The following is a 21,928-nucleotide window of genomic DNA, read 5'->3' as shown; positions in this document are numbered from 1 at the left end:
TACTCCTAAATCAAGTTCTTTGCGGACAGGAAGTCAGCGATCTTCTTCGCTGCATCTTGCGGGTTGGGCTCCGAAATAACTTCGCCGGCGGTGCGCGGTGGGCGCTTCTCAGCGGCCGATACGGAGGTTGTCGGCGCGATGGCCTCGATGCCCAGGTCAGCCAGGGTAAAGGTGGTGATTTCCGCCTTCTTAGCTGCCATAAGACCCTTGAAGTTGGGGAATCGTGGCTTGTCGCTCTTATCGTTCACCGTAACGATCGCTGGCAGCGGCGCCTCGAGTTCCCAGGTGCCGCGCGCATCATCGCGGGTGCCCTGCAGGGTGCCGTCAGCTAGCTCTACCTTGTGCAGGCCGGTAAGGGCCGGCAGCTGGCGGTATTCGGCGAGCAGACCGGCAAGCAGGCCGGTGGAGGCGTCGGAAGCTTCGGTGCCGGCGGTGATCAGCTGGACGTCGTCAAGCTGATTGAGCGCGGCATTGAGGGTCCAAGCGGTCGATAGCGCGTCCGCTCCGGCCAGGGAATCATCGGAGACGAGCACGGCATCGTCGGCGCCCATGGCCAAAGCCTTGCGCAATGCCTCGTCGGCTTGGGCCGGCCCCATCGTCAGTGCTACGACTTTGTAGCCCGCATCGGGGTTATCGTCGCGCAGTCGCAGGGCTTGTTCCACGGAGTACTCATTAACCTCATCAATGACGTTATCCACGGAGGTGCGATCCAGGGTGTGGTCATCGTTCAAAGACTTGGTAGACCACGTATCCGGCACGTGTTTGACCAGAGCCACGATAGTTGGCATTGGGCACTCACCTTTCCGATATATTTATGTTGCGTAATTATCCTCGGACGATGATACTCGGGGTTGACACAGCAAGGCGATTCCCTGTGAGCCAATTCGCGTAATGATGACCGCAAATGGTTTCTTGCCCTTCAGCTTCATCTTCTTCCGCAGCTGGTCAGGGTCCACTTCTACCCCGCGTACAAGGATTTCTAGGCTTCCCGCATCATAGGATTTAAGTACGGATTTTAATCTCTTTAGGGGTACTTTTTCTATGAATGGAAATCCCGAAGTCCCCTCCGGAATCCTCTCCCCTGTCAGGTATGCGATGCGCGGATCGATTTGATGCAGCCCTTCCCTTGCCGCGTAGTGCTGGACCAATCCCGCTCGAACGATGGCCCCATCCGGGTCGATGAGGTAACTGCCAATGTCTCCAGCATCGGGTAGGTTGTCTGCGTGGTCATCGAGGACATCTAGCTTGCCTCCGCGAATCACCACTGCCCTTCGGCCGCTGCCAAGGCCTGGGGTATAAAGGCAGGCTTCTTTTACCCCGCCATCGACACTCGCGACGGTAACGAGGCCGTCCCACTCGCTAAAATCAAGGCCAGGCGCGCACTTGATGGCCAGCTCCTTGTCGCGATGCTTATCGACGACCTCCGGGAGCGGTGGCACCAAATCCTCCGGCCGCGTGATTCGCCTGCCACCGGCGCGGCGGGCTGGGTCTGCAAGGAGAACATCGGCAGTGGTAGTAGTCGTCAGCGCATCCGCGCGGAAAATCTTGGCGGAAGAAAGGTTATGCCTGGCCATTCTTACCCGTGATTCATCCAGGTCTGAGCCAAAATAGTCGAGCGGAGAATTATAGCCTTCGGTGCCGATGGAACAGGTGACGTCGTGGACGCTGCGCACGCCCTGCTCGGCGAGGAATTTCGTCCGATACGCCGCCACTTCGATGGGGGTTGCTTGCTGGGCGGAGTCCGCATCCATAAGCCAATCGTGCGGGAGCTTGCCGGAACTGCGGGCGGTTACCAGCTCCATGACCGCGCGGCCATACTCACCGAACTTAGCTTTGAGGATTTCGGCGTCTTTCAGCCGAGAAGCCTTGGTTAAGGTGAGGTCGAGGTGTGCTATGTCCTCTTGGCGCTCGGCAAGGAAGTCAACTTCTGCGGGGGTAAAACTCATATGCGGTCTATGGGGGTGGTGGAAAAGAATTCGCGATAACGGGGGTCCTCGCGGGGATCCCCAATGACGGGGCGCAGGTCCGAAAAGGACGCATCCTCTAGGACCTCTTGGACGGAGGAATACTTGCTCAGCCTTTGCATCTGTGCCCACGTGGGGATGGCAAGGCGCACCAGCCCGGCGCGCCAGCCGTCCAGGATGAGCTGCGGGGAGAACCATCCGGCATCGTCTGCTTCATCGGTATCCCCATCGGGTTCTTGGCCGGAGGGCAACACCCCAACGAAGAAGAAGGTGTCGAACCAATGGCTTTTTCCCTTTCCTACCCAGCGCGCCCAGGGAAGGAGCATATCGGCGTCGACACGCATGCCGTTATTGCTGAGGAATTCGGTAAAGGAAATGGTGTGGTTTTCTAGGAGTTTTCGCTCTTTGTGATAGCGCCGCGCATTGGAGACGATGCCGTCCTCGCGGATGGCGAGAAGGGTGCCGGCCTCCTCGAAGAGCTCGCGGGCAGCGGCGAAAACAAGGGCGTGGGCTTTGTACTTGGTCACGCCCATCCGACGGGCCATGGAGATGACGGACTTTCCGGCCCATAGCTCGCCCGAGTCCCAGGAACGTGGTGGAAAGTCGCGCGGATCTACGCCGCCGCCGGGAAAGACTGAATGCCCCGGGTAGTTGTGCATGGTGTGGACGCGCTCTTGTACCCACACTTCAAGACCGTCATCGCCGTCCCGCAGGAGCAGGACGGTTGCCGCCAGGCGCCCACCGTGAAAGCCGGTGGTATCGCTGGCGTCAATGGCATCGAGACGGTCATGAAAAGGATTGGTCATAGAGAAGCTCGGCGGGCGAAGTATCGCTGTCCAATGCGGTCCACCTGAATGGGCTGGTGGAAAGCGCGAGTCAGATTTTCGGAGGTGAGGACGGAATTAATCAGTCCTTTTGCCACAACTTTACCCTCATCCAATAGCATGGCGTGGGTGAAGCCATAGGGGATCTCCTCCACGTGGTGGGTGATCATGACTATCGCTGGGGCATCTGGGTCCATGGCTAGATTGCCAAGATATCCCACGAGGTCTTCGCGGCCTCCCAGGTCCATTCCCGCGGACGGCTCATCGAGGATGAGCAACTCCGGGTTAGACATGAGCGCGCGAGCGAGGACGACGCGCTTCTTTTCTCCCTCAGACAGGGTTCCCCAGGTGCGCTCTTTGAGGTGGGTGGCCCCAACTTGGGCCAAGATGTCATCCGCGCGGGAGAAATCCATGTCCTGGTATTCTTCCCGCCAGCGGCCCAGCACAGCGTAACCTGCGGAGACGACGAGATCGTCCACTCGCTCAGTATCCGGGATGCGCGATTGCACCGCCGCGGAAGAGATGCCGATAAGCGCGCGCAGATCGCGCATGTCGGTTTTGCCGATTTGCTCCCCCATCAAAAAGGCGGTGCCTTTCGAGGGGAACTCTTCGGCCGCGGCCATGCGCACCAGCGAGGTCTTGCCCGCGCCATTGGGGCCGATAATGACCCAGCGCTCATCGAGCTCTACTTGCCAGTCCACGGGTCCGACGAGGGTCTTGCCCCCGCGGCGCAGCTCGACGCCGCGAAAATCTACGAGCCAATCTTGATCAGTGGGAGTTACGTCGTTCACGCCTTCCATTGTGACTGATTTGTTCTTTGCCCGGTGAAATTGACACAGCTGCATTAGTCTTATGGACATGACTACTCGCCTTGGTATTGACGATGTCCGCCCGCTTATCTCTGCCGGTTCTGTAGCCTCCAAAGCCGTTGTAGGCGAGGTAATTCCTGTCACCGCCCTCGTCTGGCGCGAGGGCCACGACGCGGTCTCGGCAACCTTGTCCGCGTGGGCGGCACGGACCACGGCTACCTCCTCGGTCACCATGCAGGTTGATCCCGATGACCAGGATCGCGTGCACGGCGTATTTACCCCGGGCACCCAAGGCACCTGGTACTTCCGCGTCGACGCCTGGTCCGATCCCATCGCCACGTGGAAGAACGCCGTAACCAAGAAGATGGCCGCCGGGCAATCCGCCGCCGAGCTGGCCAATGACCTGCAGCATGGCGCGGAGTTGTTTTCTCGCGCGGCGCTGCAAACCCCGTCGGATGTGGTGGAACCGCTCTTTGCGGCTGCGCGGGACTTGGAGGATGAGTCCTTGGACGTCGATAAGCGCGTGCAGGTAGCACTCTCGGAGGAGGTAGCAGGCATCCTGCATTCCCATCCCCTGCGCGACCTCCTAGTAGAGGGCGCAATCCATGAGGTATTTGTGGAGCGCCCGGCCGCACTATATAGCTCGTGGTACGAGCTCTTTCCTCGCTCCACGGGAGGCTGGGATGAAGAGGGAAATCCAGTCCACGGCACGTTTGCCACCACTGCCAAGGCACTGGAGCGGGTGGCCGATATGGGCTTCGATACGGTGTACTTTCCGCCCATCCATCCCATCGGCAAGGTACACCGCAAGGGAAAGAATAACTCGGTCGTGGCCGAGCCCGGGGATGTGGGAAGCCCCTGGGCCATTCAGGACCACTCCACCACCCATCCGGATTTGGGCACGATGGAGGATTTCCAGAAACTAGTCTCCCGCGCCCAGGAACTCGGCTTGGAGGTAGCGCTCGATTTTGCGCTACAGGCATCGCCCGACCATCCGTGGGCGAAGAGCCACCCAGAATTTTTCACCGTCCTTCCAGATGGCACCATCGCCTACGCCGAGAACCCGCCGAAGAAGTATCAGGATATCTATCCGCTCAACTTCGATAACGCCCCTGATGCCATCTACCACGAAATCTATGAGACCTTGATGATTTGGGTGGAAGCCGGTGTAAGTACGTTCCGCGTGGATAACCCACACACCAAGCCGGCAAACTTTTGGGATTGGCTAATTACCCGCGTACATGCCACCCATCCGGACGTCATCTTCTTGGCCGAGGCCTTTACCCGCGCGCCTCGCCTCTTCGGTCTAGCGAAGGCAGGTTTTTCCCAGTCCTATACCTATTTCACCTGGCAAACCTCCAAGCACGAGCTCACCCAATTTGGCCAGATGCACGTCGACCAAGCAGATATCTGCCGCCCCAACCTCTTTGTTAATACCCCGGATATCCTGCACGAGTCCCTGCAGACCGGCGGGCGTGCCATGTTCGCCATTCGCGCTGTCCTTGCCGCCACCATGTCGCCTCTATGGGGCGTGTACTCCGGCTTTGAACTCTACGAGCACACCCCGGTAGCCCCAGGCTCCGAGGAATATCTCGACTCTGAGAAGTACGAACTGCGCCCGCGCGATTTTGCGGCGGCGGCTGCGTCAGGAGATTCCCTTGAGTCCTATATCCGGCTGCTTAACCAGATCCGCCGCGATAATCCCGCTTTGCAGCAACTGCGCACCCTGCGGTTCCATGACACCGACAATGAAGCCATCATTGCCTATTCGAAGGCGGATCCAGCCTCCGGCAACGTAGTCCTCATTGTGGTCAACCTGGATCCGCGCAATGCACAAGAAGCCACCGTCACGGTAGATATGCAGGCTATCGGCCGCCACCCCGGCGAGTCCTATACCGTCCAAGACACGATTACCGGCTCTGCCTACCACTGGTCCGAGCGCAACTTTGTGCGCCTAGAGCCGCTTCGCGACGTCGCCCATGTCTTCGTCCTTCCCCCTGCCGACCACGACCTCCAGGAACAGCTCACCTGGCGCGTAGTTAGCGACTATCGCCCGTAAACATTCGCCCACCGGACCGCACCCGAACTAGGTACTCTGATTGTATGACTATCCCGGCCGCTGACCTCGCTCGCCTCAATGACTGCCGCCACCATGACCCGCACGGTTTCTACGGTTGGCACGAAGGTACTATCCGTACCTGCCAACCGGGTGCTACCGCGGTACAGCTGCACACCCCCACGCAAACCCTCTCCATGGATTCGGTGGGCGATGACATCTGGGAGGCGGAAATTGGCGATAACTGCGATTACCGCTTAGAAATCTCCTATCCGGAGGCACCTACCCGCACCGTGGCAGATGGATACCACTTCCTTCCCACGGTGGGCTCCCTGGATCTGCACCTGATTGGGGAAGGCCGCCACGAGCGCCTTTGGGATGTCCTCGGCGCCAACCTGCGTTCTTATGACACCGAAATGGGTACCGTGTCCGGCGTCTCCTTTGCCGTGTGGGCTCCTAATGCCCAGGGCGTTGCCGTAGTAGGCGATTTCTGTGGCTGGAACCCCACCCAGTACCCAATGCGTTCGCTCGGTTCTACCGGCGTATGGGAAGTCTTTGTTCCGGGCATCGGTGCTGGCGAGCACTATAAGTTCGCCATCTTTAGCCACGAGGGCCGCAAGGACAAGGCCGATCCCCTAGCCAAGCGCACCGCCTGCCCGCCGGAAACGGACTCGATTGTGGATTCCACCAGCTTCGCTTGGTCCGATTCTGCTTGGATGGACAAGCGCACCGGAAGCCTCGATGTCCCGATGAGCATCTATGAGGTCCACGTCGGCTCGTGGAAGGTCGGGGCGAATTATAACCGCCTTCGCGAGGAGCTCATCCCTTATCTCAAGGAGCACGGTTTCACCCACGTCGAGCTCTTGCCCGTGGCCGAGCACCCCTTCGGCGGATCCTGGGGATACCAAGTCTCTGGCTACTACTCGCCGTCTGCGCGTTGGGGCTCGCCGGATGAATTCCGAGAGCTGGTCAATGCCCTGCACGAGAATGGCATCGGCGTCATCGTGGACTGGGTGCCAGCCCACTTCCCCAAGGATGATTGGGCCTTGGGTCGCTTTGATGGCCAAGCTCTCTACGAGCACCCCGATCCCCGCCGCGGCGAGCAGGCCGATTGGGGCACCTATGTCTTTGACTTCGGCCGCAATGAGGTCCGCAATTTCCTCGTGGCCAACGCCCTATACTGGGCCGAAGAATTCCACATCGACGGCCTGCGAGTAGACGCCGTGGCTTCCATGCTCTACCTAGACTATTCCCGCGATGAGTGGCTGCCCAACCAACATGGCGGCCGCGAGAACCTAGAGGCCGTGCAATTCCTGCAGGAAACCAACGCCACCCTCAACCGCACGCATCCAGGCGTACTCACCATTGCTGAAGAATCCACCTCCTGGCCGGGCGTTACCGCCCCCACCTCTGAAAACGGTCTAGGCTTTTCCCTGAAATGGAATATGGGCTGGATGAATGACACCTTGGAGTACTTCAAGCACGAACCCATCCACCGCTCTTATCACCATGGCGAGCTCACCTTCTCCATGGTCTATGCCTATTCTGAGCGCTACGTGTTGCCGTTTAGCCACGACGAAGTAGTCCATGGCAAAGGCTCGCTGTGGCAGCGCATGCCTGGCGACGACTGGAATAAAGCCGCCGGACTCCGCACCCTCTATGGCTACATGTTCTCCCACCCCGGCAAGAACCTGCTCTTCATGGGCCAGGAATTCGGCCAGACTACCGAGTGGGCCGAGGGGCATTCCGTGGACTGGAGCAACCTCGACGGTTGGGGCAGCGAATGGCACCAGGGCATCAAGCGCCTCGTACGAGATATCAACCTCGTCTACCGCGATACCCCGGCACTGTGGAGCCAGGATTTCAGCCAAGACGGCTTCCAATGGGTCAAGGCGGATGACTCGACCAATAACGTTCTGGGCTACGTCCGCTACGGCGCAGACGGCTCTGCCCTGCTCGCCGTGTGCAACCTTTCTGGTTCTTCCATCCCCAACTATGGCCTCTGGGTTCCACACGACGGCGAATGGCAGATGGTACTCAACACCGATGACGCCGTCTACGAAGGCGCTGGGAACCCACTTCCCCAGCACATTCACGTGGCGGAGAACTCCGCCACGCTTCACCTACCGGCTAACTCGGTGCAGTGGTACGTACTGGAGAAATAAAACGCCTATCGCTGCGCGCGTAGGAACTCCACCACGCGCGCTTCGATGTCATCGCGAAGCGCATCCATGCGCTCTTCGCCCTCCAAACCACGCAGTGAAGGATCCTCGATGTCCCACCGCTGCGCTGGCCCCTCATATTTCGCATCACCTACTACAATGACGTGGTCGACAGCGGCAGCCAGGTGAGGATCCACTAGAGCAGGGGTACCAGTCATTTCTGCGCCCACCTTCGCGAGGGAAGCTTTAGCTTCTTGATTGATGCCCTGCTGGGTGTGCTCCGGGGTAGTTTGCACCCCAGCCGAGTAAATATCCCAGTCAGGCGCATGCTTGGCGGCTAGTGCCGCAGCCATCTGCGACTTGCCGCGATTTGTATTACACAGGAAAAGCACTGAAGTCATGCTTCCCATCCTACCCAAGCTAGTACAGGGCACTCGCCAGCTTGGTGCGAGCTTCCATCACGCGCGGGTCATTGCCCTCAAAGAGCCCGAAGAGCTCCAGCAAGCGCTCGCGAACGCGTGCTTTCTCATCGCCTGCCGTTGTCTTCATCGTCTCGATGAGGCGATCAAAGGCCTTTTCTGGGGCGCCGGCTACCACTTCGGCGTCGGCAGCCCGCATTTGCTTATCGACGTCCCCCTTATCCCCTTCCGCGGCCGCAATCGGATCCTCGGTTTGGTTGGCGGGGTCGAGGCGCTTGAGCAAGACCGTGGTGTCACGCGCCTGCTTGATCTGCACATTATCGGGCTCGGATTCCAAGATGGAGTTGTAGACGTTGAGCGCCCCATCAAAGTCGCCGGCGTTCAAGAAGCTTTCTGCTTCCTGAAGGCGCGGATCCTCTTCTTCCTCCTGTGGCTGTTCCGATGCCTCATTGCCTTGCAGGCCCTTCAGCTGCGGGCCGACATTCTGCACCAGGGTATCTACCCATTGCTTTAGGGCTTCTTTGGGTTGCGCGCCCTCAAAATTCGTCAGCGGCTGTCCAGCACCCAAGGCCACCACGGTCGGCAGATTCTTAACACCAAAGGCCTGCGCAACCTGCGGAGTAGCATCCGCATCCACATAAGCAACCAAGAAGCTCAAGTTTCCTTGCGCGGCCAAATCCGCAAGGTCAGTCTTCAACTGCTCTGACTGGGTAGAGCGAGCAGTACCGATGAGGACCACGACCGGAACTTCCGTAGACCGGCGAACCACATCTTGGTCGAAGTTGGCCTCGGTTACCGCGAAGAAGGGCTGGACGCCGCCGGCACCTGGCTGCGGCGATTCCTGCGCCTTCTGCCGAGCCTCGGCTCGCGCCTTGACTTGGCTGAGGTCGAGCGCTCCTCCTACATAAGCATCATTTGGTGAAGTCATCTAGTCCTCCTTTGCAAGGCGGCGGTTAACCGCATCTACCTTGTCCGTTAGCTGATTAGTTACGCCTTCGCGGATATCGGCCTTAACTACCAAAGAGGTGCGCGGGGAAACCGCACGCACTGCATCGGTGGCCTTCTTAATCGTGTCAAAGACCTCATCCCATTCGCCTTCGAGCAAAGTGAACATGGCATTGGTCTCGTTAGGCAGGCCCGACTCGCGGACTACGCGCACGGCCTCGGACACAGCATCGGCCATTTCTTGGGAGTCATTATTGACCACCGCAGGGGCTACAGAAAATGCAACAATCATGCCCGCTAGTCTACCTACGCTCCCAGCAGTGGCGGTGCCAGTGCCGGCGATCGTCGCCCTGGCGGCCCACGTCCCGCGGCCAGGCGACGATGTGTGCCACCCCGGGCGGAATGTTTTGGTTACAGCCAGGGCACACGTAGTACTTCTGAGCGCGAGCAGAGCCGATATGCCGCATGACATAGGGCTCGCCATGAGTCCAACTTGGTCCCTCGACCGTTTGCGAGCCCAGGAAGGTTGAGCCGTCCTTAGGCAGGGATCGGACCTCTATGGGTTTGCGCCTATTTCGCCGTGGCATTAGAACAGCCGCAATTCATTCGACTCAAGTCCACGCAGCTCTTGGTAATCCAGTACGACGCACCGAATGCCGCGGTCCTCAGCCAAGGTACGAGCTTGCGGCTTGATTTCCTGGGCCGCAAATACACCGGACACAGGGGCGAGAAGCTCATCGCGGTTAAGCAGCTCTAGATACCGTGTCAACTGTTCTACGCCATCAATGCCACCGCGGCGCTTTACCTCGATGGCGACGTTATTATTGTTCTCATCCTTAGCCATAATATCCACAGGACCGATGGCCGTGGGATATTCGCGGCGCACCAGGGTGTAGCGCTCGCCCAAGGTATCAATCTGGCCTGCCAAGAGCTCTTGAAGGTGAGCCTCGACGCCATCCTTGACTAGGCCTGGATCCTCGCCCATGTCGTAGGAAATTTCTTCATGAATCTCAGCAATGGTGATGCGCAACTGCTCGCCCTTGGGGTTTTCCACCAACCACAAGACCTCGCCTGTGTCCTCACCGTCGAGGTCCTCAATCGCGGACTCCTTCAAGGTGCAAGGAGGTGTCATCCAATTGAGCGGCTTATAAGCGCGGTCGTCGGCATGCACGGACACGGAACCGTCCGCTTTGACGATGAGCAGGCGGTCTGCCATCGGCAGGTGGGCATCTAAGCGGCCCACGTAATCTACTGAGCATCGGGCGATTACTAAACGCATGTTTTCTACCCTAGCGGGTGGGCTTATCGCTTGGATTGACGGGTAGCGCGCTCGCGCAATTCCCGGAAGTCAAAGCGCTGCTGGCGCTTAGATGGGGCGGCCTCTACCCATGCGCCAAAGGCCATGATGCCATGGGCGTCGGAAGCCAGCTCATATTCTTTTCCTTTGGCCCGAAAGCGAACGACTTCGGTGGCAGCGGACATAAAAGAAGCCTCGTCATCATCAAGCGGGCGGGTGCTCACTACTTCGATGTCGAGGCGGTTGATGCGCAGATCGCAGCGCGGAGAGACAGAACGGAGCTTGAAATACTCCACGAATTCTCCTTCATAACGCAACGAACCATGGCGCCAGGAAAGGGAATTCTTAGCCGGAACTCGGCGCAGGAGGACTGAAGTACCGCGCGATCGCACGGTGAAAAAGCGAAGCGCAGCCAGAAAAATAACTAGCAGCAGGGCCACTGCAAGGGCCCACAGAAGCACTGCAACCACCGTTGAATTCATGGGCCTTTTCACGCCATCCTCGCTCTGTGGAGAAACTGATTCTTTGGATTGTAGCGCCTTGAAGGGCCTACACGCCAATAAGAAAAGGCAAAGAAAAAACGAAGAAGGCGCACCGGCTATAAACCGATGCGCCTTAAGAGAGCAGGAAGGGCGGCTATTGCTGCCCTCTCCTACCAATCCAAGGTATTAAGCCTTGGCGCGGCGAACTGCACGCTGTGCGGCCTCGCCACGGGACTTGGTGAGCTCGTGCTCAGAAGCGAAATCATTCTGAGCCTTCTCCTCATCCACCTCATCGGACCAGATGGCCCAATCAGCGAGGACGGTGATCTTGTCCTGGGTAACGGAGAGGAAACCACCCTGCACGGCGGCGACGCGGCGCTCGCCGTCCACTGGGTGGATGGTCACCACGCCATTATCGATCAGCTGACCGATCATTGGCTCGTGACCGGGAAGCACGCCGATCTCACCCTCGGTGGTCTCAGCCGTGACCATGGAGGCCTGTCCAGACCACAGCAGGCGCTCGACGGAAACCAATTCGGCGGTGATGTCAGCCATGTGCCTCTCCCTACTTCTCGTTCAACTTCTTGTATGCAGCCTCGACGTCGTCCAAGCCACCCAAGCCGTTGAAGGCCTGCTCTGGGTAGTGGTCAAACTCGCCATCGCAGATGCGCTCGAAGGCATCGATGGTCTCAGACAGCGGCACGTAAGAGCCCGGCAGGCCGGTGAACTTCTGTGCGACGAAGAAGTTCTGGCCCAAGAAGCGCTCGATACGGCGGGCACGCTGAACGGTGACCTTATCCTCCTCGGACAGCTCGTCCATACCAAGGATGGCGATGATGTCCTGGAGTTCCTTGTTCTTCTGCAGAATACCGATGACGCGCTGTGCAACCTCGTAGTGCTTCTCGCCAACGATACCCGGCTCGAGAATACGAGAGGTAGAGGTCAGCGGGTTCACTGCTGGGTAAATACCCTTGGAAGCAATAGCACGGTCCAGCTCGGTGGTGGCGTCCAGGTGAGCGAACGTCGTTGCCGGAGCCGGGTCGGTGTAGTCATCGGCAGGAACGTAAACGGCCTGCAGGGACGTAATGGAACGGCCCTTGGTCGAGGTAATGCGCTCCTGCAGGACACCCATCTCATCAGCCAGGGTTGGCTGGTAACCCACAGCGGAAGGCATACGACCCAGCAGGGTCGAAACCTCAGAGCCGGCCTGGGTGAAACGGAAGATGTTGTCGATGAACAGCAGCACGTCCTGGTTCTGCACATCGCGGAAGTACTCCGCCATGGTCAGGCCGGACAGAGCCACGCGCATACGGACTCCTGGCGGCTCATCCATCTGGCCGAAGACAAGTGCGGTATCTTGCAGCACGCCCATCTCTTCCATCTCCAGGAAGAGGTCGGTGCCCTCACGGGTACGCTCGCCGACGCCGGCGAAGACGGAGGTACCGGAGAACTCACGGGCGATACGGGTAATCATCTCCTGAATGAGAACGGTCTTACCCACACCTGCGCCGCCGAAGAGGCCAATCTTGCCGCCCTTAACGTACGGGGTCAGCAAATCAATGACCTTAATGCCGGTCTCCAGAATCTCGGTCTTACCCTCGAGCTGGTCGAACGCTGGCGGCTCGCGGTGGATGCCCCACTGCTCACCATCGCGGCCGAGCCCCGGCTCGTCGAGGCAGTCACCGAGGGCGTTGAAGACGTGGCCCTTGACGACGTCGCCGACCGGCACGGAAATTGGCTTTCCGGAGTCGATGACCTCGGCACCGCGGACGAGGCCGTCGGTCGGTGCCATGGACACGGTACGGACAAGGTTGTCACCGAGGTGCTGAGCGACCTCGAGGGTGACGGTCTTTGCAACAGCTTCGAGCTTAATGTCGACGTGCAGTGCGTTGTACAGGGCCGGCAGTGCCTCACGTGGGAACTCCACGTCCACAACCGGACCGATGACGCGCACGACACGACCGGCGACTGCCGAAGACTGTGCATTCTGCTCTTGCAGAGCTGTAGTCATAATCTAGTCACTTTCTGCGCTGTCAGATAGCGCGCCAGCGCCACCGACGATCTCTGAAATTTCCTGGGTAATCTGTGCCTGACGAGCCTGGTTAGCCACGCGGGAGAGGTCTTCGACCATCTCGGTTGCGTTGTCAGTAGCAGACTTCATAGCTGTACGGCGTGCAGCGGACTCGGAAGCAGAAGCTTCCAAGAACATAGCAAACAGGATACGCGAGACGTACTGCGGAAGCAGCGCTTCCATCAGCGTATCTGCGTCTGGCTCAAACTCGAATCCTGAGGCGACATCATCCGCAGACTCGGAGTCAGTCAGAGCGGATTCACCGAGGTGATACTCCTCATCCTGAATAACCGGCTCAACCGGCAACAGCTGCTGCGCACGCGCGGTCTGGGTCAGCATGGATTCAAACTCGGTGTAGACAACGTGCACCTGGTCAAAGCCGCGTACACCTTTGCCCTCACCCTGCGAATGCAGGCCGTCACGGTCCTTGGTAGTGCCGTGAGAACCAGCAATGAAGCCATCAATCAAGTGACGGCGCACATCGTGGGTAGTCTCCCAAGTTGGATCCTGAGAGAAACCGCCCCAGCTGCCAACTACCTCATCCTCACGGAACTTGTAGTGGCCGATGCCCTTGTTGCCGGTGACGTAGCGAACTACCTCGTAGCCTTTGCTTTCCAGGAGAGCTTGCAGCTGTGCGGCCTTCTTGAAGACGTTGTTGTTGTAGCCGCCACACATACCGCGGTCAGAAGTGACCACGAGGATGGCGGCGACGTTTCCGTCTTCACGCTCACGCAGCATGTCATGCTCCAACGTAGAAGCCGCAGCCAGCTTGTTCATTATGCTGGTCATCTCAGCCGCGTACGGCTGTGAGGCCTCTACCCTAGCCTGCGCCTTGGTAATGCGCGAGGTAGCAATGAGCTCCTGGGCCTTGGTGATCTTCTTAGTCGAATTGACGGACCGGATGCGGTCACGTAGCTCGCGAAGATTAGCCATCGTTTCTCCTCCCTTCTTTAATCTAGACGGTTAGTTATGAGTTCTGAACTCTACTTAGCCGTCTTGCGGGAGACGTTGAGCTCGGTGTTCTTTACGTCGCTTTCATCCAAAGGCTCTACCGGTGCCTCAGAGCCCAAGTTGTGGCCCTCGGAGGTACGGAAGGTCGGCTGGAAATCCTTAGCTGCCGCAACCAATGCGTCCTTGGACTCATCGGTCAGCGGCTTGCCGCCGGAAATCTGCTCAAAGACCTCTGGGGTGTTGGCGTTGAGGTACTCGTGTACCTCGTCCTCGAAGCGGCGGACGTCTTCAACGGGAACGACGTCGAAGATGCCAGCCTCGGCGAGGTAGATGGATACCATCTGGTACTCCACCGGCTGCGGGGAGGACTCGGACTGCTTCAGCAGCTCAACCAGACGGGAACCGCGCTCCAGCTGAGCCTTGGAAGCAGCATCCAGGTCAGATGCGAATGCCGCGAAGGCCTGCAGATCACGGTAGGACGCCAAGTCCAGACGCAGGTTACCGGCAACCTTCTTCATGCCCTTGGTCTGTGCAGCGCCACCGACACGGGAGACGGAAACACCGACGTTAATAGCCGGGCGAACGCCCTGGTTGAACAGGTCGGACTCCAGGAAGACCTGGCCGTCAGTAATGGAAATGACGTTGGTCGGAATGAAGGCGCCGACGTCGTTTGCCTTGGTCTCAATGATCGGCAGGGCGGTCATGGAGCCAGCACCCATGTCGTCGGAAAGCTTTGCAGCGCGCTCCAACAGGCGGGAGTGCAGGTAGAAGACATCGCCCGGGTATGCCTCGCGTCCCGGCGGACGGCGCAGCAGCAGGGAAATGGCACGGTAGGCCTCAGCCTGCTTGGTCAGATCATCGTAGATAACCAGGACGTGGTTGCCCTGGTACATCCAGTGCTGACCCAGCGCTGCACCGGAGAACGGTGCCAGCCACTTGAAGCCGGCGGAATCGGAAGCCGGTGCGGCCACGATGGTGGTGTAATCCAGTGCGCCGTGCTCCTCAAGGGTGCGGCGCACGCCAGCGATGGTCGAGCCCTTCTGGCCGATTGCGACGTAGATGCAGCGTACCTGCTTATCCTTGTCGCCGGACTCCCAGTTAGCCTTCTGGTTCAAAATGGTATCGATGCAGACCGCGGTCTTACCGGTCTTACGGTCACCGATGACCAGCTGACGCTGGCCGCGGCCGATCGGGGTCATTGCGTCGATAGCCTTGATGCCGGTCTGCATTGGCTCTTCAACCGGCTGGCGCTGCAGCACGGATGGTGCCTGCAGCTCGAGGACGCGCTCCTCTTCAGCGTTGATTGGGCCCATGCCGTCGATCGGCTGACCCAATGGGTTAATTACGCGGCCGAGGAATTCCTCGCCCACTGGGATGGAGAGAACCTCGCCGGTCCTCTTAACCTCGTCGCCCTCCTTGAGGGACTCGAAGTTGCCCAGGACCACGACACCGATGGAGTTAGTGTCAAGGTTCTGTGCGACGCCAATCACGCCGCCTGGGAACTCGAGCAGCTCATTCGCCATAACGGACGGCAGGCCAGAAACCTGCGCAATACCGTCAGCTGCCGAAATGACCACGCCGACCTCCTCACGGGAGGCCTCCGCGGAGTAGCTCGAGGTGTAGTTCGCAATCGCACTACGGATCTCGTCGGAGGAGATCGTCAGCTCCGCCATGTTCTTCCTGCTCTCGGTAGTATCTTCCAGCACTTACTTAAATCGTTTCTGTCGTTTCGGCTATGCCATCTGGGCACGCAGGCGGGCAATTTTGCCTGCCGTAGAACCGTCAATGACTTCATCGCCGACGCGGATGCGCATGCCACCGAGGAGGCTGGTGTCAACCTCAGAGTGAATGGACATCGCACGACCATAAATTTTGCCCAGCTTCTCAGCGAGTACTGCTTGCTGGCCTTCGTTTAGTTCACCCGCAGCGGTAACGCGCGCAATAGTGCGACCCTGCAGATCAGCTGCAGAATCAGCCAGTGCGGCTACGTCATCGATCGGGTTCTGCTCTGGGCGGGAGATGGCCTGAAGCACCAGTGCCTCAGTAAACATCGTGACCTTGCCGTAGAGCACGTTTGCCAGCAATCCGCGCTTGCGGGCGGAATCAGCAGTTCGGTCGGAAAGCAGCTGGGTGAACTCGCCCTCACGGTCAAGGATCTGGGACAGGCGGAAGAGCTCGTCTTCTACCTGGCCCAGCTGCCCCTGCGCCTCAGCACCGCGCAGCAGTGCGCGGCGGCCCAGGGACACCAAGCCCTTGACAAAGTCCTTCGGGGTGGACCACTGTGCAGCCGCAGCTTCCTGGATGATGCGCAATGCGCCACCGGAAATCTTGGAGCCAAACAGGGTCTCGGCCAGGGACTTGCGTGCCTCGCTCGGGGCGGCGATATCGGTGAATGCGACGCGCAATTCGCGGTCTGCATCCAAGACATCGACAACCTCAAAGATATCCAGGCCCGCCTGCGCGGCGGTGGCGACATTGTTGTCGCCTCCCAGGATCTCATCCAAGCGGGTTTGCGAGGTTGCGAGTGCTTCGCGGCTAGCTGCCTTCATAGTTGCCTACTTTCCGGCCGGTGCCACAGAGTCGAGCTCGGACAAGAAGCCATCAATGGTGGAGGACTTCTTAGAGGCGTCGGAAAGCTCGCCGCCCAGAATCTTCTCCGCCAGGTTGATGGAGTTCTGGCCCATTTCGGAACGCAGCTCAGTAACAACCTGCGAGCGGGAAGCCTCCAGCTGCTTCTCGCCATTGGCGACGATGCGGCGGGACTCTTCTTCCGCGTTGGTCTTAGCCTCGGCCTCAATCTGCTTGCCGCGCTCGCGCGCCTGCTCGCGGATCTCGGCTGCCTCTGCACGGGCATCGGCCAGCTGAGCATTGTACTTTTCCAGAGCGGCCTTAGCCTCGGCCTGCTGAGCCTTGGCGCGCTTCAAGCCACCCTCGATCCGGTCTTCACGCTCCTGCAGCATCTTGGTGTACTTCGGAAGCACAAGCTTCCAGAACAACAAGAGAATTACAATGAAGCACAGCAAAGACCAGAAAATGTCATAATTCTTGGGCAGAAGCACGGAGAAGCTACCCGATCCCGGGTTCTCCCCTCCTTCTGCAGCAAGCATATAAACGACGTTATTCATAGGTCTCCCGTCTTAAAAGTTTCGGTTTGGAAAACTCGAGCTTTTAGAACAGGAAGCCGGCAACGAGGCCAATAAGTGCCAGGGCCTCAGTGAAGGCGATACCCAGGAACATGGTGGTACGAAGCTGACCGGCCATCTCCGGCTGGCGAGCCATAGCCTCAACGGTCTTGCCGGCGACGATGCCGATACCGATACCAGGACCAATAGCTGCTAGGCCGTAGCCAATAGTACCGAAGCCTTCAAACTTAGAAGCGGCGTCCGCTGCCAGAATGATCTCGTTCATGGTGAAAGTCGTTCCCTTTCGTAAATGTGTCAGCCCACAATCGGACTGAATGTCAATGTTGTGAAGTTAGGTGGTTTACTCGGTCGCGCTCGTCGACCTCGTCCTTAGTGCGAATCTGCGTGCAGGGACAGCTCAATGTACACCGCCGTCAACAGAGCGAAGATGTACGCCTGCAGGAAAATAACCAGAATCTCGAACAGGCTCATAGCCAAGCCCAAGACAACGGTTAATCCAGACAGGGCGGTCCACCCATTCAGCTGCCAGAAGAAGAAATTCGTAGCAGAGAAGAGAAGAACCAGGATGATGTGTCCAGCAAGGAAGTTCGCCATGAGACGAATAGCAAGGGTAACCGGTCGCAGAATGAACGTAGAGAAAAATTCAATCGGTACCACCAGCAAGTGCAGTAGCGGAGGCAAGTTCGGAATCACTACAGAGGAGCGAATGAACTTTCCCAAGCCGTAACGCTTAGCACCGGCGTAAATCATGGCGATATACGCAACGGCAGCCAAGACAATTGGCATACCAATACGACCGTTTGGCGAGACGTTTAGCCCCGGGATAACGGTCGCAACGTTCATAAACAAAACCGCGAAGAAGATGCTAGCGATAATTGGCAGAAATCGCTTTCCCTCCTTCTTACCCAAGATGTCCTCAGCGATATGTACACGGACAAAGTCGACCGCGTTTTCGCCCACATTCTGAAGGCCGGAAGGAACCAGCTTGGGGTTCTTAAAGGCGGCCCAGAATAGGATCACCACAATCAGCGTCATCAATATACGAATCAGCATCAGGCGATCAAGCGCGAACCATCCGCCGGCAAAGTCGCCGAAAAACAGATGGTCAGCATTCATTTGCCCCGGGAAGAATTCTTCACCTAGATCGGGCGTATGGAAGTGCCCTTTCATAGCCAATGTTGTAACGCTCAGCGTTCTCTCCCGTGTTCGGGCCACACAGCTTGTGAAAGCTTCTGTGGTGCGATGGACGTCTCAAACTCTCCGCCTTGAACACGGACTCCGTCGCACATCAGCGTGATCAAGGCAGGGATTTACCAGGACGGAAAGCAGGCTGGTGCCAACTACCGCGGTAACCCGAGGGAAATAGTATCAGCTAGATCAAGAGTTTTTGCACGTGGGGGCCCCAGTTTGCGAGTTGATCTTTCCCACAGCAGCGATCAAAGGATCAAAACCGCTATTTTCCGGCCAAATTCAAGAACGTGGAGTTCATCACACTGTTCTCTTTCACCTCCTCCTCGGGGGTGCCCATTTCCACTTCTGGCCGGTAGTGCACATAAAAAAAGAGCTGTCCTCCGCCACGACATGCAAAGAACAGCACATCCCAAATTGAGGTCGCTAGAGTAACCGTATGGGACTTAGGATACGTAGGTAACCCTAGAGGTAACGACTCCCCAAACCTCGGTGCCTAATGTCACAACGAGAGCTAAAACCACCGTTATAAACAACGCCCAAGTGTCGTAGAAATCCAGATCGCGGATCAAGGCAAGCACACCAATAAGGACAATTAGCTTGATTAGCCACCCTCCTAGAACTAAGGCAATCGTTGTGGGCGGGGTAGATTTCGCGGTAAGGAGGACAGACCCAGCTGTAAAAAGCACGAAACCACCGCCAAAGGCAGCACCAATAGCAACTCCCCATACCCCCGGCATACCCTTCATACCGCCCCACACAGCGAGGGAAACGATTGTAATGGCAAGGAGAGCCTTTGCACCTAGGCTTACAGCTCGCTGTATTGGAAGTCGCGGGTCATCAAAGTCAGGATTCACTATTTGGTCACTCACGGCTACACACCCTACCTCACGAGGGCTCGGATTCCTTCACCACGACGGACTTTCGCGCAGCTGGACCAATCTTTCCTTGCCGCAAAGGTACGAGGGTTGCCGCGAACGCCAAGAGCAAGGCAACGATGGTGACGCCAATGGCCACCGGCGCGGGCACGATGGAAAAGGACACCGCGCCGAAGGCCACGGCGGAGACCCACAGGTAAAGAACCAGCACAGTCCGGCGGTGAGTATGGCCGAGCGAGAGTAGGCGGTGATGGATGTGCGCCTTATCTGCAGAAAACGGCGAGCGTCCTTGAGACAGGCGGCGAATCACAGCCCAGACAAGGTCCAGGACTGGAATAAACACCGCTGCGACCACCACAATGATGGGCGACATCAAGGCGACAATGTCCACCGTGCCGTAAAGCGACATGTTGATCTTGCCAGACGCGGAAGTCGAGGCCGCAGCGAGCAAGAGTCCAATCAGCATCGAGCCAGAATCGCCCATGAAGATGCGAGACGGTTCGAAGTTATGCGGCAAGAATCCGGCGCACATTCCCACCAGGGCAGCGCTAATGATGGCCGGTGGGTAGGCCGAGACTGCACCGCCTTGGTCGTGGAGAACCGTCAAAGAAAACACCAGAATTGCCCCGCCCGCAATCATGCCAAGGCCTGCCGCTAGGCCATCGAGGCCGTCCACAAAGTTGATGGCATTGATGAGCAGAACGGTAAAGAACGCGGTGAGCAGGGTGCTTTGCAATTGGTCGAGGACGACCGTGGTGCCGCCTCCAAAAGGGATGAAAAGCAGCGTCCAGGTAAGGCCCAGCCCGCTCATCAAGGTGGCCGCAAAGAGCTGGCCAAAAAGCTTCACTATGGCACTCAGCTCGACCAAGTCATCAACCACTCCGACAAGCACGAGCGCCAAGGCCGCCCACAGCACCGCATTCATCTCCGGAGTGACGGGCATAAAGCCCCGAGTCAAGGCTGGAAGCTGGGCTGCGAGGAATATCGCCGCCACGAAGCCGGTAAACATGGCCACCCCACCCATGCGCGGGGTGGGCTGTGTGTGGGCGTCGCGCAGCCGAATCTCCGCCACGCGGCCGGTGCGCACCAAAAAGGAGCGCACCACACCGGTGGTGAGATACGTAAATGCTGCTGCGACGAGAATGACGAGGGCCAGCTCGCGCAGCGGGACACCACTGCCGCTCACGCGAATTCCCCCTTAAGCCTGTGGACGGGTGCGCAGGGTCTGCGCGTCGACGCCGATAACCTCGCCGATTTCCTCGGCCGAGAGCGCTCCTTCGCGCAGCAGGTACGGGCACTCGCCGGAGAGGTCAATGATCGTCGAGGGCTTGCCGACGGCCGTCTCTCCCCCATCCAAGTAAACCGTCACGGCTTTACCAAGCTGCTGCTTGGCCATGAGCGCCGTGGTCGGCGGCTGGTGGCCAGAAATATTGGCGGAGGAGACTGCCATGGGGCCAACCTCGCGCAGCAACTCGATGGCAATGGGATGCAATGGCATGCGCAGCATCACGGTGCCGCGGGTATCGCCGAGGTTCCACGGCAGGGACGGCGCTTGCGGAACGACGATGGACAGTCCACCGGGCCAAAAGGCCTCCACCAAGTCACGCGCGGTATCGGTATAGGAAGCGACCAGACCGCGAACGGTATCCCAGGAACCTACCAAAACCGGCACCGGCATATCCGGGCCACGCTGTTTAGTGGCCAAGAGGTTGGCTACGGCATCGTTATCAAAGGCATCGCAGCCGAGGCCGTAGAGCGTATCGGTGGGCATAACCACGAGGCGACCGGATTGGGCAGCCTTGACCGCAATGTTCATACCCTCTTCGCGCTCGGCATCGTTGGCGCAGTTAAAAATCTTTCCTTGCATCATCTTCTCCCCTTCTTGCCCTCACTGGTGTCTTAGTCTACCCCGCGCACCGCAGTGACAAACCGGGACGTTCCCGTCAGGTCTTGCAGCGCGGCGATCTGTTTAAAGCCGCCGTGTCGGGCCACTGCGGCTTGTACGGCCTCGCTCGTGGAATCGTCGTGTTCGATGGCCACCTTGCCTCCCGGGCGCACAAGGCGCGCAATGGTCGGGATAAGGCCGGTGATGACCCCCATCCCATCCGCCCCGGCGAAGACCGCGTTATGCGGGTCGTGATATACCTCCGGTTCAAGATCCGGGGTCTCTGGCACGTAGGGCGGGTTAGTCACGAGGAGGTCCACGGTCCCATTCCAGTCCGCCAAAGTGTCGTCGGCAGTGGCGTCAGCCTGGATGACCTCTACCCCGGTGTTATGGGTATTGGCGTGGGTATAGGCCAGTGCGGCGTCGGCAAGCTCAACTGCCCTCACCTGCGCTTTGGGTAGATAGTGGGCCAGGTAGAGCGCTAATGCGCCCGTGCCGGTGCACAAATCAACCAGCCGCGGACCGTCCACATTGCGCACCGCCCAGTCCGCCATAACCTCGGTTTCCGGCCGCGGGATAAACACGCCCGGGCCTACCTTGAGCTCCAGCGGGCCGAACCAGGCGCTGCCTAGTACGTACTGCAACGGCTCGCGGGCCTCCCGGCGACGAAGCAGCGCATCAAAGGCCACGTCGAAACCAGGCATAGGTGACTGATCGAGCGGGATATCCATGTGGCCGCAGTGCATTAGGTGCGCGGCCATAATGCGTGCATCCCATTCAGGGCTGGCCACCCCGGCAGCACGAAGGCGCTGCACCCCGCGGCGCAGCGCCCGTCCATACGTGTTATTCACGCT

24 protein-coding genes are annotated in these 21,928 nt (G+C 58.8%); 2 read left to right on the top strand and 22 right to left on the bottom strand.

The genetic code is table 11. The annotated features are described in order from the left end of the window. Positions 1-5 precede the first annotated feature (5 nt). The 4 genes from ACKFRX_RS05790 to ACKFRX_RS05775 are packed head-to-tail and all read right to left on the bottom strand — an operon-like array spanning position 6 to position 3,588. Complete coding sequence (locus ACKFRX_RS05790; RefSeq protein WP_049378391.1) at positions 6-788, bottom strand: electron transfer flavoprotein subunit beta/FixA family protein; 783 nt, start codon at positions 786-788, stop codon at positions 6-8. 24 nt (positions 789-812) lie between these two features. After that, positions 813-1,946 carry a THUMP-like domain-containing protein gene (locus ACKFRX_RS05785; protein WP_408922734.1) on the bottom strand — a complete coding sequence of 378 codons (1,134 nt, stop codon included), beginning with the start codon at positions 1,944-1,946 and terminating at the stop codon, positions 813-815. After that, positions 1,943-2,770 carry an NUDIX domain-containing protein gene (locus ACKFRX_RS05780; RefSeq protein WP_150851146.1) on the bottom strand — a complete coding sequence of 276 codons (828 nt, stop codon included), beginning with the start codon at positions 2,768-2,770 and terminating at the stop codon, positions 1,943-1,945. The genes ACKFRX_RS05785 and ACKFRX_RS05780 overlap by 4 nt, the downstream gene beginning before the upstream one ends. Next, complete coding sequence (locus tag ACKFRX_RS05775) at positions 2,767-3,588, bottom strand: ABC transporter ATP-binding protein (RefSeq protein ID WP_005327654.1); 822 nt, start codon at positions 3,586-3,588, stop codon at positions 2,767-2,769. Before ACKFRX_RS05775 ends, ACKFRX_RS05780 begins: the two co-directional genes overlap by 4 nt. A 58-nt stretch (positions 3,589-3,646) precedes the next feature. Between ACKFRX_RS05775 and ACKFRX_RS05770 the strand changes: the two genes are divergently transcribed. Together ACKFRX_RS05770 and glgB are read left to right on the top strand one after the other, a co-directional pair. Then, positions 3,647-5,656, top strand: a complete 2,010-nt coding sequence (locus ACKFRX_RS05770) for a maltotransferase domain-containing protein (protein ID WP_408928254.1) — start codon at positions 3,647-3,649, stop codon at positions 5,654-5,656. Positions 5,657-5,700: 44 nt separating this feature from the next. After that, positions 5,701-7,818, top strand: a complete 2,118-nt coding sequence (glgB, locus tag ACKFRX_RS05765; protein WP_408928253.1) for a 1,4-alpha-glucan branching protein GlgB — start codon at positions 5,701-5,703, stop codon at positions 7,816-7,818. 5 nt (positions 7,819-7,823) lie between these two features. On the opposite strand, the gene ACKFRX_RS05760 is transcribed toward glgB, so the two are convergent. The 18 genes from ACKFRX_RS05760 to prmC all read right to left on the bottom strand — a co-directional run bounded on the left by ACKFRX_RS05760 (position 7,824) and on the right by prmC (position 21,925). Continuing rightward, positions 7,824-8,216 carry a low molecular weight phosphatase family protein gene (locus tag ACKFRX_RS05760; RefSeq protein WP_179386387.1) on the bottom strand — a complete coding sequence of 131 codons (393 nt, stop codon included), beginning with the start codon at positions 8,214-8,216 and terminating at the stop codon, positions 7,824-7,826. 19 nt (positions 8,217-8,235) lie between these two features. Then, complete coding sequence (locus tag ACKFRX_RS05755) at positions 8,236-9,162, bottom strand: co-chaperone YbbN (RefSeq protein WP_408928252.1); 927 nt, start codon at positions 9,160-9,162, stop codon at positions 8,236-8,238. Beyond that, a complete protein-coding gene (locus tag ACKFRX_RS05750) occupies positions 9,163-9,471 on the bottom strand; it encodes a thiamine-binding protein (protein WP_005323373.1) in 309 nt (102 codons plus the stop codon). It lies immediately after the preceding gene. A 10-nt stretch (positions 9,472-9,481) separates the two neighbouring features. Beyond that, positions 9,482-9,766: a hypothetical protein gene (locus ACKFRX_RS05745; protein ID WP_408928251.1), complete on the bottom strand. Its 285-nt coding sequence runs from the start codon at positions 9,764-9,766 to the stop codon at positions 9,482-9,484. Beyond that, the gene (nucS, locus tag ACKFRX_RS05740) at positions 9,766-10,458 is read right to left on the bottom strand and encodes an endonuclease NucS (protein ID WP_408928250.1); all 693 of its coding nucleotides are present in this window, start codon (positions 10,456-10,458) and stop codon (positions 9,766-9,768) included. The genes ACKFRX_RS05745 and nucS overlap by 1 nt, the downstream gene beginning before the upstream one ends. Positions 10,459-10,481: 23 nt before the next feature. Continuing rightward, positions 10,482-10,958: a DUF2550 domain-containing protein gene (locus ACKFRX_RS05735; protein WP_005323376.1), complete on the bottom strand. Its 477-nt coding sequence runs from the start codon at positions 10,956-10,958 to the stop codon at positions 10,482-10,484. Between the two features lie 186 nt (positions 10,959-11,144). Beyond that, positions 11,145-11,513, bottom strand: a complete 369-nt coding sequence (locus ACKFRX_RS05730) for a F0F1 ATP synthase subunit epsilon (RefSeq protein WP_049361376.1) — start codon at positions 11,511-11,513, stop codon at positions 11,145-11,147. A 10-nt stretch (positions 11,514-11,523) separates the two neighbouring features. Continuing rightward, entirely contained in the window at positions 11,524-12,969 is a 1,446-nt protein-coding gene (atpD, locus tag ACKFRX_RS05725) for a F0F1 ATP synthase subunit beta (protein ID WP_049361377.1), read from the bottom strand. A 3-nt stretch (positions 12,970-12,972) separates the two neighbouring features. Next, positions 12,973-13,962: a F0F1 ATP synthase subunit gamma gene (locus ACKFRX_RS05720; RefSeq protein ID WP_408928249.1), complete on the bottom strand. Its 990-nt coding sequence runs from the start codon at positions 13,960-13,962 to the stop codon at positions 12,973-12,975. Between the two features lie 50 nt (positions 13,963-14,012). Further along, the gene (atpA, locus tag ACKFRX_RS05715) at positions 14,013-15,653 is read right to left on the bottom strand and encodes a F0F1 ATP synthase subunit alpha (protein WP_023021750.1); all 1,641 of its coding nucleotides are present in this window, start codon (positions 15,651-15,653) and stop codon (positions 14,013-14,015) included. Between the two features lie 60 nt (positions 15,654-15,713). Next, a complete protein-coding gene (locus tag ACKFRX_RS05710; RefSeq protein ID WP_408928248.1) occupies positions 15,714-16,529 on the bottom strand; it encodes a F0F1 ATP synthase subunit delta in 816 nt (271 codons plus the stop codon). Between the two features lie 6 nt (positions 16,530-16,535). Beyond that, positions 16,536-17,105 (bottom strand): F0F1 ATP synthase subunit B, encoded by a 570-nt coding sequence (locus ACKFRX_RS05705; protein ID WP_005323382.1) that lies wholly within the window; start codon positions 17,103-17,105, stop codon positions 16,536-16,538. 43 nt (positions 17,106-17,148) lie between these two features. Beyond that, positions 17,149-17,388 carry an ATP synthase F0 subunit C gene (locus tag ACKFRX_RS05700; protein WP_005323383.1) on the bottom strand — a complete coding sequence of 80 codons (240 nt, stop codon included), beginning with the start codon at positions 17,386-17,388 and terminating at the stop codon, positions 17,149-17,151. A 104-nt stretch (positions 17,389-17,492) separates the two neighbouring features. Next, positions 17,493-18,293 (bottom strand): F0F1 ATP synthase subunit A, encoded by an 801-nt coding sequence (atpB, locus tag ACKFRX_RS05695; protein WP_005323384.1) that lies wholly within the window; start codon positions 18,291-18,293, stop codon positions 17,493-17,495. Between the two features lie 464 nt (positions 18,294-18,757). Further along, the gene (locus tag ACKFRX_RS05690; RefSeq protein ID WP_034668137.1) at positions 18,758-19,183 is read right to left on the bottom strand and encodes a hypothetical protein; all 426 of its coding nucleotides are present in this window, start codon (positions 19,181-19,183) and stop codon (positions 18,758-18,760) included. 16 nt (positions 19,184-19,199) lie between these two features. After that, positions 19,200-20,375 carry an undecaprenyl/decaprenyl-phosphate alpha-N-acetylglucosaminyl 1-phosphate transferase gene (locus ACKFRX_RS05685; protein ID WP_250412348.1) on the bottom strand — a complete coding sequence of 392 codons (1,176 nt, stop codon included), beginning with the start codon at positions 20,373-20,375 and terminating at the stop codon, positions 19,200-19,202. 12 nt (positions 20,376-20,387) lie between these two features. Next, the gene (locus tag ACKFRX_RS05680; protein ID WP_040425114.1) at positions 20,388-21,056 is read right to left on the bottom strand and encodes an L-threonylcarbamoyladenylate synthase; all 669 of its coding nucleotides are present in this window, start codon (positions 21,054-21,056) and stop codon (positions 20,388-20,390) included. A 32-nt stretch (positions 21,057-21,088) separates the two neighbouring features. After that, the gene (prmC, locus tag ACKFRX_RS05675) at positions 21,089-21,925 is read right to left on the bottom strand and encodes a peptide chain release factor N(5)-glutamine methyltransferase (RefSeq protein WP_005323389.1); all 837 of its coding nucleotides are present in this window, start codon (positions 21,923-21,925) and stop codon (positions 21,089-21,091) included. Between the last annotated feature and the right edge of the window lie 3 nt (positions 21,926-21,928).

Source organism: Corynebacterium tuberculostearicum, from assembly GCF_046097465.1.
In the GTDB taxonomy this organism is placed as follows: domain Bacteria; phylum Actinomycetota; class Actinomycetes; order Mycobacteriales; family Mycobacteriaceae; genus Corynebacterium; species Corynebacterium tuberculostearicum_I.
The sequence above is the reverse complement of the archived record's forward strand: the minus strand, read 5'-3'. Positions and strand labels throughout refer to the sequence as shown.

What these genes read in the sequence shown, in the direction of transcription:
- ACKFRX_RS05790 (WP_049378391.1), bottom strand. Translation starts at nt 788, where the DNA reads ATGCCAACTATCGTGGCTCTGGTCAAACACGTGCCGGATACGTGGTCT.
- ACKFRX_RS05785 (WP_408922734.1), bottom strand. Translation starts at nt 1,946, where the DNA reads ATGAGTTTTACCCCCGCAGAAGTTGACTTCCTTGCCGAGCGCCAAGAG.
- ACKFRX_RS05780 (WP_150851146.1), bottom strand. Translation starts at nt 2,770, where the DNA reads ATGACCAATCCTTTTCATGACCGTCTCGATGCCATTGACGCCAGCGAT.
- ACKFRX_RS05775 (WP_005327654.1), bottom strand. Translation starts at nt 3,588, where the DNA reads ATGGAAGGCGTGAACGACGTAACTCCCACTGATCAAGATTGGCTCGTA.
- ACKFRX_RS05770 (WP_408928254.1), top strand. Translation starts at nt 3,647, where the DNA reads ATGACTACTCGCCTTGGTATTGACGATGTCCGCCCGCTTATCTCTGCC.
- glgB (WP_408928253.1), top strand. Translation starts at nt 5,701, where the DNA reads ATGACTATCCCGGCCGCTGACCTCGCTCGCCTCAATGACTGCCGCCAC.
- ACKFRX_RS05760 (WP_179386387.1), bottom strand. Translation starts at nt 8,216, where the DNA reads ATGACTTCAGTGCTTTTCCTGTGTAATACAAATCGCGGCAAGTCGCAG.
- ACKFRX_RS05755 (WP_408928252.1), bottom strand. Translation starts at nt 9,162, where the DNA reads ATGACTTCACCAAATGATGCTTATGTAGGAGGAGCGCTCGACCTCAGC.
- ACKFRX_RS05750 (WP_005323373.1), bottom strand. Translation starts at nt 9,471, where the DNA reads ATGATTGTTGCATTTTCTGTAGCCCCTGCGGTGGTCAATAATGACTCC.
- ACKFRX_RS05745 (WP_408928251.1), bottom strand. Translation starts at nt 9,766, where the DNA reads ATGCCACGGCGAAATAGGCGCAAACCCATAGAGGTCCGATCCCTGCCT.
- nucS (WP_408928250.1), bottom strand. Translation starts at nt 10,458, where the DNA reads ATGCGTTTAGTAATCGCCCGATGCTCAGTAGATTACGTGGGCCGCTTA.
- ACKFRX_RS05735 (WP_005323376.1), bottom strand. Translation starts at nt 10,958, where the DNA reads ATGAATTCAACGGTGGTTGCAGTGCTTCTGTGGGCCCTTGCAGTGGCC.
- ACKFRX_RS05730 (WP_049361376.1), bottom strand. Translation starts at nt 11,513, where the DNA reads ATGGCTGACATCACCGCCGAATTGGTTTCCGTCGAGCGCCTGCTGTGG.
- atpD (WP_049361377.1), bottom strand. Translation starts at nt 12,969, where the DNA reads ATGACTACAGCTCTGCAAGAGCAGAATGCACAGTCTTCGGCAGTCGCC.
- ACKFRX_RS05720 (WP_408928249.1), bottom strand. Translation starts at nt 13,962, where the DNA reads ATGGCTAATCTTCGCGAGCTACGTGACCGCATCCGGTCCGTCAATTCG.
- atpA (WP_023021750.1), bottom strand. Translation starts at nt 15,653, where the DNA reads ATGGCGGAGCTGACGATCTCCTCCGACGAGATCCGTAGTGCGATTGCG.
- ACKFRX_RS05710 (WP_408928248.1), bottom strand. Translation starts at nt 16,529, where the DNA reads ATGAAGGCAGCTAGCCGCGAAGCACTCGCAACCTCGCAAACCCGCTTG.
- ACKFRX_RS05705 (WP_005323382.1), bottom strand. Translation starts at nt 17,105, where the DNA reads ATGAATAACGTCGTTTATATGCTTGCTGCAGAAGGAGGGGAGAACCCG.
- ACKFRX_RS05700 (WP_005323383.1), bottom strand. Translation starts at nt 17,388, where the DNA reads ATGAACGAGATCATTCTGGCAGCGGACGCCGCTTCTAAGTTTGAAGGC.
- atpB (WP_005323384.1), bottom strand. Translation starts at nt 18,293, where the DNA reads ATGAAAGGGCACTTCCATACGCCCGATCTAGGTGAAGAATTCTTCCCG.
- ACKFRX_RS05680 (WP_040425114.1), bottom strand. Translation starts at nt 21,056, where the DNA reads ATGCAAGGAAAGATTTTTAACTGCGCCAACGATGCCGAGCGCGAAGAG.